Genomic DNA, 15331 nt, shown 5'->3' on the forward strand with positions numbered 1-15331 from the left:
TGGTGGTGATGGTGGGGCGGATCATCGCAGCACGGCCTCGAACGCGAGCTGGCCTTGCGCGCCGGCCGTGATCGGGCGCGCAAGCCGCCACCGGACATGGGTGACATCGTCGGCGGTCGCGGCGCGCGTCGTGCCGGTGCCGGAGGCAACGCGCAGGCTTGCGAGCGCCCCATAGGTCTTGCCGTCGACCGACACCTCGGGCGCGGCGGACGTCGGGGCGGGGGCGCGGTACGCGATCCCCTTGGGGACGGGATTGTCGAGCACGACGTTGCCGAGCGGCTGCGTGCCGGTGTTGCGATAGGCGAGGACGAAGGTGACGCGGTCACCCGGCACGACCCGGCGGACCGGCGCGAGCGCGACGCGCACCGTACCGTCGGGCGCGCGCGTCTTCTGCTCGGCGAGCACTTTCGATTCGACCTGCAACGGCCCGGCGGCGAGCGCGGGCAGCGCGATCGCGGACGTGGCCAGGATGGCGAGACGTAGGGGGGTGAACATGGCTGGGCTCCTCACTGGATTTTCACGCTGAACTGGATGGTGCGGCTGCCCGCGCCCGCGATGTCGCCGAGCGCGACGCGGATCGCGCCCGCGCCGGCGCTGCCCGCATCCGCGTCGCCCGCGTCGGTCAGCGCCGCGTCGTCGAGCCGCAGGCTGCCGGGGACGTAAGCGGTCCCCGCCGGGATCGGATCGTCGATCACCACGCCGCGCGTCGCGCCGACGAAGCCCGCGACCAGCCGGTAGGTGATGATCGCGCCGGGGATCGCGCGGCTACTGCCGTCGGGGGCGAACACGCTCTGCGACTTGGTCAGCGTCGGCAGGCCGGCGGTGGGGGAGAGCTGCGTCGCGGCAGTGGCGGTCGCGCCGGTTGCGCCGACGATCGCATCGCTGCCGCCATCCCCTGCCGCGGGGAAGGTGGTGCCCGCCGCACCGCTCCCGGTCCGCGCCGTCACGCGTGCGGTGATCGCGGTGCCCGCGCCGATCTGCGCGGCGTCGACGAGGACGAAGACGCGGACGACCTGCCCGGGGGTGAGCGCCAGCGCCGCGCCGGGGGCAAGCGTCTGGTCGGCGGTGGCGGAATAGGCACCGTCGCCATCGCTATCGACCGCAAGCCGGTCGACCGACACCCCGGTCGCCGCGCTGCTGACGGCAAGCGTATAGTCTTCCTTGCCATTGCCGGTGTTGGTGACGACGAAGCCGACCGCGACCGTCTCGTTCCCGCGCGTGGCACGCGTCGGCATATCGGCGGCGATCGTGACGTTGAGAATCTCCGCGGTCGGGAGCGTCACCGTGTTGGAAGTCAGCGTCGGGGTGCTGCCGTCCGCCGCGGCAAAGGTCAGCTTGGCGGTATTGGCGATCGGCGTGCCGGCGGGCGTCGCCGTACGCGCGGGCGCGGCGGCGAAGGCGACGACCGACGCGGCGACGCACAGCGCTGCGGTCCGCCCGATCCTCCCGCTGCTGTCGTCCCTTGCCCGCACGTTCGTTGCCCACTGGTTGCTGTGAGGGCACTCAAGCGCGCTGCGGTTAACGCGATCCTACTTGTGGATGACGCGGCGGGGGATCTCCGACCAAAGTCTAACGCTATGGATCGCATTGGTATTTCTTTCATCCGGACGATGGCGGGATCGCGCAACAATCGTCCAATCGGCGCGGTGGCCTAGGTAAACGGCCCGGCCCGATATCCTCCGGGTGCGAACGCCGCCATCGCCGTTCTCGCGTCCGAACGCGGATCGAACGCGCCCGGACGCCTATTTTCAGCGTCGCCTTCACGCGCGAAGTCGGCGCTTCGCCGACGCTGTACGCCCGCGGGCCCGAGGCCGGGCGCGCGGTATGACCGCGCGCGCGACCCTCGGTTCAGGGAAGGCCGCGGTCGAACCCGGCCCGGTCGATCTGCCGCAACGCCGCCGCCGCGTCGCGGCGCGCACGCGCGCGCATCGAGTCATCGCCTTCCGATAGCGCAAGAAAGCTGTGCCCGACGCGCGCGAACCCGAGCGTTCCCGCAATCCCGGCGATGCGATGCGCGCTGGCGCGATCGGTGTCGCCGTCGAGTTCGGCAAGCGCCTGGGCAAGGTGATCGCGGAAGCGGACGACGAGCCCGGCGATCTCCGCGGCGCCGAACACCTGGGCAAGCCGTTCGATGTCCGCCAGCGCGCCGGTCGGGCTCCACGGCGCAATCGCAGCCGCCAGCGTCGCGCCGTCGCAGGGCTTGGGTAGCACGCCATCGAACCCTGCGGCGCGCAACCGCGCGGTATCGGGGCGTTGCGCGGAATAGCACAGCACGGCAACGTCCCCCAGCGGCGGCGGCAACGCGCGTACCGCACGGATCGCCATCCAGCCGTCGAGCACCGGCATTTCGAGATCCATGACGATCAGATCCGGCACGGCACGGCGTACGCAGGCGAGGGCGACCGCACCGTCCGCCGCATAATGTACGACATAGTCTTCGGCGATCAGGTGACGACCGATCGCAAGCCGATTGGCCGGTTCGTCATCGACGACAAGCACAGTGAAGCGGTGCGGCGTGATTTTTCGAACCCTTCACTTGAAGACGTTGATCTCTCTATCAAATGTCCATACGCTCCGTTCCACTTAAGTTAAAGACGCAGCGGCGCGAGACTTGGTCCCGGAGGGCTCGAAGAGGATGACGGCGGGACATATACTGATCGCGGATGATCATCCGCTGACCCGCGAGGGGTTGATCCTCGCGGTGAAACTTGCCGTGCCCGGCGTCGCGGTCGATACGGCGGGGTCGATCGCCGAAGCGGAGCAGGCGGCAGCCTTGCGCAAGAAGGGGCACAAGCTCGTTTTGCTCGACTTCGTCTTGCCCGATTCTCGCGGTTTTTCGGGTTTTTTGCAGTTGCAGCATTTGCTCGGCCAGACCCCGATCGCCTTTGTTTCGGCAAATCGCGATCCGGGGATCATCGAGACTGCGCAGGTTCTTGGGGCGGTCGGCTTCCTGTCGAAGAGCTGGCCGCTCGACCAGCTGACGGTGGCGCTCCGCGAGATCGTGGCGGGCAAGCGGGTGTTCCCGGTTGCGGGCACCACGCCCCGGTCGACCCAGTCCGCGCGGGATCTGCTCGCGACCTTGTCGGGCGCGCAACGCCGGGTCATGCTCGCGCTGGCCGACGGACGGCTCAACAAGCAGATCGCGGGCGACCTCGGCATTACCGAGGCGACGGTCAAGGCGCACATGTCCGCGATCTTCCGCAAGCTCGGTGTCACCAATCGCGCACAGGCGCTGCTGGCAATGCAGCCGCTGCTGGGTGAGGCCGATCGGATCGCCAACCCGTGAGCGGGCCGGGCCCGGTGCCGCCCGACCCGGCCGTCCCGAAGCGGCCGAATGCGCTGCGCTTCGCGCTGGGCGCGCTGCTGGTGCCGCTGCTGCTCGCGCTGATGGCGGTGGGGCTGGACCACGAATATTCGGCCAGCGAGACCTTGCGGCATGCGGCGCATGATTCGTTCGACCGCAAGCTCGTCGCCAGCACGCTGATCCCGCGGATCGCGGATGCGGAAAGCGGGCAGCGCGGCTTCGTCATCACCGGGGACGACCGCTTCCTGCAGAATTACGCCCCGGCCCGCCACGCGGTGTTCGCAGGCTTCGCCTCGCTCGAGCGCGATCTCGCCGGGGATCCGGAGCAGAGCGCGCGGTTGCGCCGGATGCGAGCGCTCGCGGCGCGCAAGTTCGCCGAGATGGACGGCGTGATCGCGCAGCGCCGCAGCGCGGGATTCGCGCGCGCGGCGGCCCGCGTCGCGGACGGCGATGGCGATCGGCTGATGCAGGAGATGCGCGCGATCTCCGCCGAGATCGTGCGCGCGGCGGGGAGCGCGCGCGATCGCAGCTTCGTGGCGTTCCGGCAGGCGACGGCGGCGAACCTGCGCAGCATCTGGCTCGGGATCGGGCTGATCGCGCTGATCGCGCTTGCCGCGGCGAGCGCCTTCTGGGCGCAGAGCATGGCGCGCTACGCCGCGCGGTGCCAGGCGTTCGAAAGCGCCGAGCGCAACCGCACGATCCTCGACAGTACGATCGATGCGATGGCGATCGTCAACCCCGCGGGCCGGATCGAAACGATCAACCGTGCGGCATCGACGCTGCTTGGCTATGCCCCGGGCGAGCTGATCGGTCGCCATCTTTCCGAAGTGGTGCGCTTCCCTGATACCGGTGTTCCGCTGCGCGACCGGGTCCAGCTGCGCGACGGGGAACTGCTCGAACCCTATCGGTCGGACCGCACGCTGCTGCACCGCGACGGGCACGAAGTCTCGGTCGACGTCGCGCTCGGCGCGATCGACCTGCCCGACGGGATCTATCTCGTCGTGTCCGCGCGCGACGTGTCCGAACGCAAGCGGCTGGAGCGGATGAAGGACGCGCTGATGTCGACCGTCAGCCACGAATTGCGCACCCCGCTGACGTCGGTGGTCGGCGCGCTCGGGCTGCTGCGCGCGGGCGCGGCGGGCGCGATTCCCGACGCGGCGGCGCGGCTGGTCGAGATCGCCGAGAACAATTCGCGGCGGCTGATCCGCCTGATCAACGACATGCTCGATGTCGACCGGATCCGCTCGGGCACGCTCCATCTCGCGCGCAGCGCGATCGACCTGCGCGCGGTGGTCGACCGCGCGCAGGTCGGGAGCCAGGGACTCGCGGCGGTCGAATCGGTGCAGATCGTCTGCGACCTGCCCGACGGGGAAGTCCCCGTGATGGGGGATGCCGATCGGTTGCTGCAGGTCATCACCAACCTCGTCTCGAACGCGGTGCGCGCGACGCCGACCGGGGGCGTGGTGCGGATCGTGCTCGGGCCCGACGAAGCGAACGGCAAGGCGATCGTCAGCGTCGAGGACGAGGGCCCGGGCGTGCCGGTCGCCTTCCGCGACCGCATCTTCGGCCGGTTCGAACGCGCCGACGGCGAGCAGGGGATCGGCACCGGGCTCGGCCTCGCGATCTCGCGCGAGATCGTCGCGCGGCATGACGGGCGGATCTGGTTCGAGGATCGCGCCGGCGGCGGATCGCGCTTTGCCTTCGCGCTGGACCTGCACCGAAAAGCGGCACCGGTCGCGGAGCCGTCCGACCACCCGTGCGTTCTCATCTGTGAGGATGATGTCGGGATGGCGGCTATGCTCGAGTCCATGGTTGCAGAATTCGGGTACCGTGCCGAGCGGGTCACCAACACGCGCGATGCGCGCGACGCGCTCGACCGTCGGTGCTTCGCCGCCCTGCTGCTCGATCTCCGGCTGCCGGGCGAAAGCGGTCTCGCACTCGCGCAATCGCTGCGCACCGCGGACGGCGGATCGTCGCTGCCGATCATCATCCTGTCCGCGCTCGACCGGACGCAGGTGGACGATCCGGTCCCGCTCGACCTCGTCGACTGGCTGGTCAAGCCGGTCGACTCGCGCCGCCTTGCGCAAGCGATCGATACCGCGACCGGCCGGTCGGGCACCGCCCGGGCGACGATCCTGCACGTCGACGACGACCCCGACGTCCTGTCGCTGACCGAAACCGCGCTGCATCACGACGCGCGAGTCCTCAAGGCGACTGACCTCGCCGCGGCGCGCGCGCTGCTCGAAACCGAGCGCCCTGATATCGCGATCCTCGATCTGCATTTGCCCGAGGGCTCGGCGCTGCAACTGCTGCCGATCCTGGTCGATGCGGACGGGCTCGCGATCCCGACGATCATTTTCTCCGCGCATGAAATCTCCCCCGATGCCGCGCGGATGGTGGATGCGGTGCTGGTCAAGTCGCGCGGATCACTCCCCGACCTCAGGGCGACGGTGCGGCGGATCCTGGACGTGCGGACGCGGTCATGAGCGACTCGCTGCGGATCCTCTACGTCGACGACGATGACGACATCCGCACGATCGTCGAAATGGCGCTGTCGCTGGATCCGGCGATCGAGGTCCGCGCGGCACGGTCGGGCGCGGTTGCGCTGCGGCTGGTCGATGCCGGTCCATGGCGACCGGATGCGATCATCCTGGACGTGATGATGCCGGAAATGGACGGGATCGCGTTGCTCGCCGCGTTGCGCGAACGTCCGGGACTCGCCGAAACGCCGGCGCTGTTCATGACCGCGCGCGGGCATGAGTCGGACGCGCTCCGCCCGCAGCTCGAGGGCGCGACCGGGGTGATCCTCAAGCCGTTCGACCCGATCGAGCTGGTCGGCACCGTCCGCCGGCTGATCGGGCGGGGCTGACGGAGACGGCGCAGGGGAATGGCCTGACGGGATGCTGGGCGCGTTTCGATCCGGCGTTATCTGACGGATGAGCGGCGTCACCCGGAGCTATGACCGCCGTCGCCCGGAGCCTTGACCACCGTCACCCTGAACTCGTTTCAGGGTCCACTGCGCCGCGAGTCCAGTCCGTGCCGGTTGCACGGTGGATGCTGAAACAAGTTCAGCATGACGGCAGGGGGCATGGGGCAGGGGGCAGGGGGCAGGGGGGCAGGGGGCAGGGGGGCGTGTCCCACCCGGCTTCGCCCTAAACGCTGACCGTGCTCGGAACCCGTCCCTCCGCGCCGAACACGCGCAGATAGCGCGCGATCTCGGCGGGGTCGCCGGTCGCCTTGGCGGGATTGTCCGACAGCTTGACCGCAGGACGCCCGTTCGCCTGCGTCACCTTGCAGACCAGCGAGATCGGCTCGAGCGCAGCCCCGCCGCGCGGGTCGCAGCCGCGGAAGTCGTTGGTGAGATTGGTCCCCCAGCCGAAGCTCAGCCGAACGCGCCCGTGGAAATGGCGGTAGACCTGCTCGATCGAGTCGACGTCCATCCCGTCCGAGAAGATCAGCAGTTTCTCGCGCGGGTCGACGCCGTGGCTCTGCCACCAGGCGATGATCTGCTCGCCCGCCGGGATCGGCGGCGCGCTGTCGGGGCGGAACCCGCTCCAGTCGGACAGCCAGTGCGGCGCGTTCGCCAGGAACGCGGTGGTGCCGAACGCATCGGGCAGCGCGATCAGCAGATTGCCCGCATAATGCCGCCGCCAGTCCTCGAGCACCTGATAGGGCGCGGCGGCAAGCGCGGCATCGTCGCGCGCGAGCGCGGCAGCGACCATCGGCAATTCGTGCGCATTGGTGCCGATCGCCTCGAGGTCGGTGTCCATCGCGAGCAGCACGTTCGACGTCCCGATGAAGCGGCTGCCGAGCCCTTCCTTGAGCGCCTCGACGCACCAGCGCTGCCACAGGAACCCGTGCCGCCGCCGCGTCCCGAAATCCGACAGGACGAGACCGGGGAGTTGCTTCAACCGCTCGACCTTGTCCCACAGCCGCGCCTTGGCGCGCGAATAGGTGATGTCGAGCTCGAACCGCCCGTGCCCGCGCAAAGCCGCGCGCGACCGGAGTTCGTTGAGGATCGCGAGCGCTGGGACTTCCCACATGGTGGTGTGAGTCCAGGGGCCATCGAAATGCAGCTCATATTGCCCGTCAACCACGCGCAGGTCGTAGGGCGGGAGCTGGAACTCGGCGAGCCAGCCGAGGAAATCCGACGCGAACATCCGCTCCTTGCCATAGAAGCTGTTGCCCGCGAGCCAGATCAGCTCCTTCTTCCCGAACCGCACCGTGCGCGCATGATCGAGCTGCGCGCGCAGCTCGGCCTCGTCGATCACCTCCGCGAGCCGGACCGATTTTGTGCGGTTGATGACCGAGAAGGTCGCCTCGACGTCCGGGTGGAGCTGCCGGATCATCTGCAGCATCAGAAGCTTGTAGAAATCGGTATCGAGCAGGCTGCGCACGATCGGGTCGAGCCGCCAGCCGTGGTTATAGGTGCGCGTCGCGATATCGGTGAGGATCATGCGGGCGCTTGTTCCGGGATTGTGACGGAATGTCCATCGTCGGCTGACGCGGCGGCCTGCGCCGAGGTTACACTCGGATGGAAAGCCAAGGTTTTCTTATGCCCGTCATTCCCGGGAGCATTGGAAGCCATCGTCGCCGTCGTCCGCCTTCTAGGCGGTTCGCCAGTAACATCGGATTTAAAGCGTGAACGTAAACAGACGAAAGCCCCTCCCCTTCAGGGGAGGGGTTGGGGTGGGGCAGTCCAGCACCCTGGCCGTCGGAAGCAGGCACGGCCCCACCCCCAGCCCCTCCCCTGAAGGGGAGGGGAGCTCCCCCGCGTCCAGCCGATCGAGCAACATCCCATCCAGCACCAGATCGAGCGCAGCGGGATTGTCCCGCTCGAACGCAAAAGCCGCTCCCCTGAAGGGGAGGGGAGCTCCCCCGCATCGGTTTCGCCGGACGCGTGCCGGCATCAACCGTGCCGCACACATGCCCACCCCGCCATCACAGCATCTCGAGCGGCCTGCGCGTCTTCGGCCGTGGAAACGCCGCGTTCAGCCTGTCCAACAGCACGCCGTCGAGAACCAGATCGAGCGCAGCGTGATTGTCGCGGACATGCTCCACCGACCCCGCCTTCGGAATCGCGATCACAGAAGGATCGCGCAGCACCCATGCCAGCGCCACCTGCGCGGGCGTCGCGTCGAACTCCGCCGCGATCGACCGCAAGGTGGCATTCCCGAGCAGCCGCCCCTGTTCGACCGGGCTGTACGCCATCACCGGGATCCCATGCCCCTCAAGCCACGGCAGCAAGTCCAGCTCGGGCGAACGCCGCGTAAGATTGTACAGGATCTGGTCGGTCGCGCACGCCGCGCCCCCCGCCGCGGCGAGCTCCGCCATGTCGTCGGCATCGAGGTTGCTCACCCCCCAGCGCGCGATTAGCCCGTCTGCGACCAACCGCTCCATCGCCTCGACCGTCTCTGCCAGCGGAACCGGTCCACGCCAGTGGAGCAGATACAGGTCGAGCTGTTCCACCCCGAGCCGCTCCAGACTCGCCTCGCACGCGGCACGCAGCCGCGCGCGCGACGCATTTTGCGGCAATGCCTTGCTGACGAGGAAGACCTGGTCGCGCAGCTCCGCGATCGCTTCGCCGACCAGATCCTCCGACCGGCCATCGCCATACATTTCAGCGGTGTCGATCAGCGTCATCCCGCGCGCGATCCCCTCGCGCAGCGCGGCGATCTCGGCCGCGCGGGTGCTGGCGGAATCGCCCATGTTCCACGTGCCCTGCCCGAGCGCGGGGACCAGCGTGCCATCGGGCAGCGCGACCGTCTTCGCACTCATGCGAAGCCGACCACCGCATGCGGCACATACGGTTCCTCGAGCCGTGCGATCTCGTCCTCGGTCAGCCCGATCTCGAGCGCCGCGATCGCATCGTCGAGATGCCCCGGCTTGGACGCGCCGACGATCGGCGCGGTGACTTCGGGCTTGGCCAGCACCCAGGCAAGCGCGATCTGCGCGCGCGGGACGCCGCGGTCCTTGGCGATCTCGGCGACCCGCTCGACCACGCGACGGTCCGCGTCGGCGGTGTGGCTGTAGAGCGTCGCGCCGAACTGGTCGGTCTCCGAGCGGTTGGTCGCCGCGTCCCAGTCGCGCGTCAGCCGTCCGCGTGCGAGCGGGCTCCACGGGATCACGCCGATCCCTTCCGCCTCGCACAACGGCAGCATCTCGCGCTCTTCCTCGCGGTACAGCAGGTTGAGATAATCCTGCATCGTCGAGAAGCGCGTCCAGCCGTTCGCGTCCGACACGTGGAGCATCGTCGCGAACTGCCACGCATACATCGACGACGCACCGATGTAGCGCGCCTTGCCCGCCTTCACGACGTCATGCAGCGCCTCGAGCGTTTCCTCGATCGGAACCTCGGGATCGAAGCGATGGATCTGGTACAAATCGACGTAATCGGTGCCGAGTCGCGTCAAACTGGCATCGATTTCGGTCATGATCGCCTTGCGACTAAGCCCTGCGCCATTGGGTCCGGGGCGCATCCGACCGTGGACCTTGGTCGCGATCACGACTTCCTCACGCCGCGTGAAATCCTTGAGCGCGCGGCCGACGATCTCCTCCGACGTGCCGTCCGAATAGACGTTGGCGGTGTCGAAGAAGTTGATTCCCGCCTCGACCGCCTTTTGCAGGATTGGGCGGCTGGTCGCCTCGTCGAGCGTCCAGGCGTGGTTGCCGCGATCGGGAATGCCGTACGTCATGCACCCGAGGCACAGCCGCGAGACGTCGAGGCCGGTCATGCCGAGCTTCAGATACTCCATCGCTTTTTCCTTCAAAATAAGACGGTCATAAGGATTTTCGGGACGCGGGACGGGGCAGGCCGTCCGAGAAACGCTTCCGTTCTCCCGCGAAGGCGGGAGCCCAGGAGTCGCACGCACCAACGTGCGTTGCTTTGCGCGACCCTGGATTCCCGCTTTCGCGGGAAAACGGGCACCTCAGAACAGGGTCTTCAACAGCCCGACGTTGGTCTTCCCCAATTCGATCACCGAGTCGCCGCGCCCGCTGAGGATCGCCTTCGCCATGTAGAGCGTGAAGCCCTTCATTTGCTCGAGCGTGATCTTGGGCGGCATCGACAATTCGTCGCGCGCGGTCACCGCATCGAGCAAGGCGGGCCCAGGATGATCGAGCACCTCGCGCACCCCGCGCGCAAGATCGCCCGGGTCGGTGACGCGCACCGCGTGCATCCCCATCGCGCGCGCCATCGCCGCGAAATCGGGGTTGTCGAGCGTGACCCCGGTCTCGACCAGCCCCGCCGCCTTCATTTCCATCTCGACGAAGCCGAGCGTCCCGTTGTTGAAGACGATGATTTTCACCGGCAGTGCCAGCTGGCGAACCGTCAGCAATTCGCCCATCAGCATCGCGAGGCCGCCGTCGCCCGACAGCGACACGACCTGCCGGCCGGGCGAGGCCGCCTGCGCGCCGATCGCCTGCGGCAGCGCGTTCGCCATCGACCCGTGGTTCCACGATCCGATCAGCCGGCGGCGTCCGTTCATTTTCAGGTAGCGCGCGGCCCATACGGTCGGCGTGCCGACATCGGCGGTGAACACCGCATCCTCTCTCGCCATCTCGCTCACCAGCCGCGCGACATGCTGCGGGTGGAGCACCCCGCTGCCGGGCTTCCCATCCGCGAGTTCATCCAGATCCTCGCGCGCCTTTGCATAGTTTTTCAAAGACTTATCGAGGAAGTCCCGGTCGCGCCCGTCGCGCAATTGCGGTAAGACGGTCTCGATGGTGGCGGCGACATCGCCGACCAGCCCGAGGTCGATCGCGGTCCGCCGCCCGAGGTTCTCGGGCCGAAGGTCGATCTGTGCGACCTTCGCATCATTCGGCAGGAACTGGCGATAGGGGAAATCGGTGCCGAGCATCAGCAGCGTATCGCACGCCATCATCGCCTCATAGCCCGAGGCGAAGCCGATCAGCCCCGTCATCCCGACGTCATAGGGGTTGTCATATTCGACCCATTCCTTCCCACCGAGCGCATGCACCACCGGCGCCTGCAACACAGCCGCCAGCCGGATCAACTGCGGATGCGCGTCCCGGCAGCCCCGCCCGGCCAGGATCGTGACCTTGCCCGCATCGTTGAGCAGCGCCGCCAGCTTCGCGATCTCCCCTGCGGCCGGGGTGATGACGGGGGCGGCCGGCAGCAACGCATCCGCCGACCGCGCCAGCGTGCCCGTGGTGGTGCGCAAGGCAACGTCGCCCGGAATCGCGACGACCGAAACCCCGCGATGCCCCACCGCCGCGCGGATCGCGGTGTCGAGCGTCCGTGGCATCTGGTCCGCATCGCTGATCGTCTCGCAATAGACGCTGCACTCGCGGAACAGCGCCTCGGGCCGTGTCTCCTGGAAGTAGTTCGAGCCGATCTCGCCGCTCGGCACCTGCGCGGCGATCGCCAGCACCGGCACGCGCGTCCGGTTGCAGTCATACAGCCCGTTGATCAGGTGCATGTTCCCCGGCCCGCACGATCCCGCGCACGCCGCGAGTTTGCCCGTCAGCTGCGCCTCGGCCCCGGCCGCGAACGCCGCGGCTTCCTCGTTGCGGACGTGAACCCATTCGATCTTGCCCTGCGCGCGGATCGCCTCGGTCAGCCCGTTGAGGCTGTCGCCGACCACGCCGTAGATCCGTTCGACCCCCGCGAGATGGAGCGTCTGGGCGAACAAATCTGCGATCGTGGTCTTCGACATCGGGTTTCTCCTGGGGAGGGAGGGCAGGGGTTACTTCTTGGCGTGATCCGCAACCCACTGATCCGGGTCCTTGTCGACCGGCTTGACCCCGGTGATGTGCGCCGCGCTGAACGCCGCGAACTTGACCGCGAGATCGTGCCGCTCCTCGAGCGTCGCATGCTCGCGGAAGTCGGTCAGGCCCTGGCGTTCTTCCTCGGCGAGGTGGTCGCCGTTTTCCTCGTTCGCCTTGCCGATCGCCGCGAACCATGCGTCCGACCCGACCATTTCCTTGTTGACCGCGCTGGACGCGTCACGGATCTTGTTATGATCCTCGATTGCGTCCTCGGTTTCCTCTTCGGCGCTCGGCGCATCGTTGCCGCCGGTGCCGATCTGCATCAGTCGCGGATAGAAGAAGCGTTCCTCCGCCTCCGCATGCGTATCGAGCAGCGCGTTCAGCCGCCCCCAGATCGCCCCGAGCGACTCCGTATCGGACCGGTCGATCTGCTCGATCTGTGCGAACAGTTTGCGGATCTGGTGATGGTCGTCGAGGATCAGGTCGGTGATATCCATGATAGGTCCTTGGAAAGCGGCGTGTGCCGTCGGGTCGAGCGGACAAACACGCGAGCCGCCGTTCCGGTCCCCGAACAGCGCGGCTTTCTCGCATTGCGCGGGCGCGAATCGAAATCCTTGACTCGGCCGTAGCGCTTTCGCGTAAGGGCATGTGATGGACCGTCTTGCCCGCACGCTACCGGCTTCGTGCCGACCATGACCGACAGCGGCACCGAGTCGCTGCGACCAGGCGACACCTGCTGGCGGATCGAGCAGGCGAACGCCGCTGCGGTGATCGTCGATGCCGCTGACTATTTCCGCCACGCGCGGTCCGCGATGCTCAAGGCACGCAAGCGGATCATGCTGATCGGCTGGGATTTCGATGCGCGGATCGAACTGGGCACCAGCGACGAAGCGCGCGACGCGCCGTCGCGGGTCGGCGATTTCATCCTGTGGCTGGTCGAGCATAATCCCGAGCTCGAAGTCTTCCTGCTCCGCTGGGATCTCGGCGCGATGAAGACACTGTTCCGCGGCCGCACGATTCTCACGGTGCTGAAATGGATGCGGCATCCACGGATCCACACCAAGCTCGATGCCAAGCACCCTCCCGCCGCGTCGCATCACCAGAAGATCGTCGTGATCGACGATTGCTTCGCCTTCTGCGGCGGGATCGACATGACCGGCGACCGCTGGGACACGCGCGCGCATCTGGATGACGAACCCGGTCGGCACCAGCCCAACGGCAAGCCGTACAAGCCCTGGCACGATGCGACGACCGCGCTCACCGGTCCGGTCGCGGCGGCGCTCGGCGATCATGCGCGGATGCGGTGGGAACGCGCGGGCGGCCATCCGATCATGCCGGTCGAGGGCGGGACCGATTGCTGGCCGGACGCGCTCGAGCGGCATTTCGGCGAGGTCACCGTCGCTATTGCGCGGAGTGCGCCCGAGATGCCGGATTGCGACCCCGTCATCGAGATCGAACGGCTGTACCTCGATCAGATCGCGCGCGCGAAGCGGTCGATCTATGCCGAAAGCCAGTATTTCGCGTCACGGAAGATCGGTGAGGCGATCGCGAAGCGGCTCGACGAGCCTGACGGTCCCGAGATCGTACTGATCAATCCGGTGGCGGCACAGGGTTGGCTCGAGCCCCTCGCGATGGATACGGCGCGCGCCCGGTTGTACGAGACGCTCCATCGGCGCGACGCAGGACACCGCTTCCGCATCTATCACCCGCACACCGCAGGCGGCGAGCCGATCTACGTCCACGCCAAGATCATGATCGTCGACGACGTCAGCCTGCGGGTCGGGTCGTCGAACATGAACAATCGCTCGATGCGGCTCGATACCGAATGCGACGTGACGATCACCACCGCCAGCCCGGGCAATGAAGACTATGGCCCGGTCATCACCGGCATCCGCGACGGGTTGATTGCCGAGCATCTCGGGCTCGAGGTCGACGCGGTCAGCGCGCATCTCGCGCAAACGGGCTCGCTGATCGCGACGATCGAGGCGTTGCGCGGGCAGGGCAAGACGCTCCGCCCGTATGAGACGCCGGACCTCAACGAAGTTGAGACGTGGCTCGCCGACAATGAGGTGCTCGATGCGGAGGGGCCCGGGGCCGCGCTTGAGGGGATCGCCAAGGGCGGGCTGCTCCGACGGTTACGCCGGCGCTGACGCTAGGCGGGTCCGCGGCTGCCCGCTCCGTACTAATCCCGATTCTTCTGCAACATTGCCTGGCCTAGCCTCATCCCCATTCGTAGCGAGGGAGGCGGTCGGTGAAGAACATCCTGGTCCTGGTACATGACGACGAAGGGCAGGAGGCGCGGCTTCAGGTCGCACTCGATCTTGTCCGCGGGCTGGGCGGGCATCTCACCTGCGTCGACGTTGTCGCGGTCCCGCTGTTCGTGGGAGACTATTTGGGGGCTGGCGGCGACGCCCTCCTGCTCGCGGACGAGCAACAGCGCGAATCGCGCAATGCCATCGCGCTCAAAAGCCGGTTGGTTCAGGAAGACGTCCCGCATGACTGGCGCGATGCCACGGGCGACCCGGCCAGCTGTGTGCGCGCGGCGGCCAAGCTTGCCGACCTGATCGTCGTCAACCGTCGGCTCGACGAGGGGTGGTATCCCGACATGACGGGGATCGCTGGGGACCTCGTGCTCAAGAGCCGCAAGCCGGTGATGGCGGTTCCCGAAACCGCGAACCGGCTCGATGTGTCCGGCCATGCCGTGGTTGCCTGGGACGGATCGGATTCGGCGGAGGCGGCGCTGCGGGCTGCGGTCCCGTTGCTGGCGTTGGCGGCTTCGGTGACGGTAGTGCAGATCGACGACGGTTCGGTGTCGGTTCCAGCGACCGAAGCGGCGGAATATCTGGCGCGTCACGATATCCACGCTGAGGTTCAGATCGAAACCGGGAAACGCCGGACCGTGGCGGACATCCTCGCCACAGTTTTGCGCAGTCGTGACGCTGCCTATCTGGTGATGGGGGGATTCGACCGCGCGCGGTGGGTCGAATCGCTGTTCGGCGGGGTTACCGCGACGATGCTGAAGGGGTGTCCGGTCCCGGTTCTGATGGCGCACTGAGGGATTCACGCTTCGTCGAAGCGCCTCTTCCAAGGGCGGAAAAGCGCGGATTTCCTCGGGAAAGAGACAATCTTGCCGCGCGAATGAAAGAAAACTGCAAGAAAGCGTTTGACCGAATCGTGCGACGCTCATAGAGGGGTGTCACAGCAGCGACGGACCAAACGGTTCGCTTCTGCAGTCCCCAGATCCTCGGCGCTCGGTTCGCCCTTTGAAAGAAGGGTTGAGCAAGGCGTCGGTATTCT

13 protein-coding genes are annotated in these 15331 nt (G+C 67.6%); 5 read left to right on the top strand and 8 right to left on the bottom strand.

Annotated features, from left to right (window positions below; genetic code table 11):
• Nucleotides 1–21: 21 nt before the first annotated feature.
• The 3 genes from RH91_RS09015 to RH91_RS09025 form a co-directional block, all read right to left on the bottom strand.
• The gene (locus tag RH91_RS09015; protein ID WP_010162367.1) at nucleotides 22–495 is read right to left on the bottom strand and encodes a DUF11 domain-containing protein; all 474 of its coding nucleotides are present in this window, start codon (nucleotides 493–495) and stop codon (nucleotides 22–24) included.
• An 11-nt stretch (nucleotides 496–506) separates the two neighbouring features.
• Complete coding sequence (locus RH91_RS09020; protein WP_010162368.1) at nucleotides 507–1472, bottom strand: hypothetical protein; 966 nt, start codon at nucleotides 1470–1472, stop codon at nucleotides 507–509.
• A 376-nt stretch (nucleotides 1473–1848) separates the two neighbouring features.
• On the bottom strand, nucleotides 1849–2499 hold the full coding sequence (locus tag RH91_RS09025; RefSeq protein ID WP_010162369.1) for a response regulator: 651 nt from the start codon (nucleotides 2497–2499) through the stop codon (nucleotides 1849–1851).
• 136 nt (nucleotides 2500–2635) lie between these two features.
• Between RH91_RS09025 and RH91_RS09030 the strand changes: the two genes are divergently transcribed.
• From RH91_RS09030 to RH91_RS09040, 3 genes are read left to right on the top strand one after another with little or no spacing between them, the layout of a single operon-like run.
• Nucleotides 2636–3286, top strand: coding sequence for a LuxR C-terminal-related transcriptional regulator (locus tag RH91_RS09030; RefSeq protein ID WP_010162370.1), 651 nt, complete (start codon nucleotides 2636–2638; stop codon nucleotides 3284–3286).
• Nucleotides 3283–5790 (top strand): CHASE3 domain-containing protein, encoded by a 2508-nt coding sequence (locus RH91_RS09035; RefSeq protein ID WP_010162371.1) that lies wholly within the window; start codon nucleotides 3283–3285, stop codon nucleotides 5788–5790. The genes RH91_RS09030 and RH91_RS09035 overlap by 4 nt, the downstream gene beginning before the upstream one ends.
• Nucleotides 5787–6173 (top strand): response regulator, encoded by a 387-nt coding sequence (locus RH91_RS09040; protein WP_010162373.1) that lies wholly within the window; start codon nucleotides 5787–5789, stop codon nucleotides 6171–6173. The genes RH91_RS09035 and RH91_RS09040 overlap by 4 nt, the downstream gene beginning before the upstream one ends.
• Before the next feature lie 283 nt (nucleotides 6174–6456).
• Here RH91_RS09040 and pncB read toward each other — a convergent pair whose 3' ends face one another.
• From pncB to RH91_RS09065, 5 genes are all read right to left on the bottom strand, one after another.
• Nucleotides 6457–7761, bottom strand: coding sequence for a nicotinate phosphoribosyltransferase (gene pncB, locus RH91_RS09045; RefSeq protein WP_010162374.1), 1305 nt, complete (start codon nucleotides 7759–7761; stop codon nucleotides 6457–6459).
• A gap of 484 nt (nucleotides 7762–8245) precedes the next feature.
• Nucleotides 8246–9082 carry an aldo/keto reductase gene (locus RH91_RS09050; protein WP_010162375.1) on the bottom strand — a complete coding sequence of 279 codons (837 nt, stop codon included), beginning with the start codon at nucleotides 9080–9082 and terminating at the stop codon, nucleotides 8246–8248.
• A complete protein-coding gene (locus tag RH91_RS09055; RefSeq protein WP_010162376.1) occupies nucleotides 9079–10059 on the bottom strand; it encodes an aldo/keto reductase in 981 nt (326 codons plus the stop codon). Before RH91_RS09055 ends, RH91_RS09050 begins: the two co-directional genes overlap by 4 nt.
• A gap of 174 nt (nucleotides 10060–10233) precedes the next feature.
• Nucleotides 10234–11982, bottom strand: a complete 1749-nt coding sequence (gene poxB / locus RH91_RS09060) for a ubiquinone-dependent pyruvate dehydrogenase (protein ID WP_010162377.1) — start codon at nucleotides 11980–11982, stop codon at nucleotides 10234–10236.
• A gap of 30 nt (nucleotides 11983–12012) precedes the next feature.
• Complete coding sequence (locus RH91_RS09065; protein ID WP_010162378.1) at nucleotides 12013–12531, bottom strand: hemerythrin domain-containing protein; 519 nt, start codon at nucleotides 12529–12531, stop codon at nucleotides 12013–12015.
• 195 nt (nucleotides 12532–12726) lie between these two features.
• Between RH91_RS09065 and RH91_RS09070 the strand changes: the two genes are divergently transcribed.
• Together RH91_RS09070 and RH91_RS09075 are read left to right on the top strand one after the other, a co-directional pair.
• Nucleotides 12727–14184, top strand: a complete 1458-nt coding sequence (locus RH91_RS09070; protein WP_010162379.1) for a phospholipase D-like domain-containing protein — start codon at nucleotides 12727–12729, stop codon at nucleotides 14182–14184.
• Between the two features lie 101 nt (nucleotides 14185–14285).
• Nucleotides 14286–15089, top strand: coding sequence for a universal stress protein (locus tag RH91_RS09075; protein WP_010162380.1), 804 nt, complete (start codon nucleotides 14286–14288; stop codon nucleotides 15087–15089).
• Nucleotides 15090–15331 lie beyond the last annotated feature (242 nt).

Origin of the sequence: Sphingomonas sp. PAMC 26617 (genome assembly GCF_000242835.1) — a bacterium.
In the GTDB taxonomy this organism is placed as follows: Bacteria; Pseudomonadota; Alphaproteobacteria; order Sphingomonadales; family Sphingomonadaceae; genus Sphingomonas.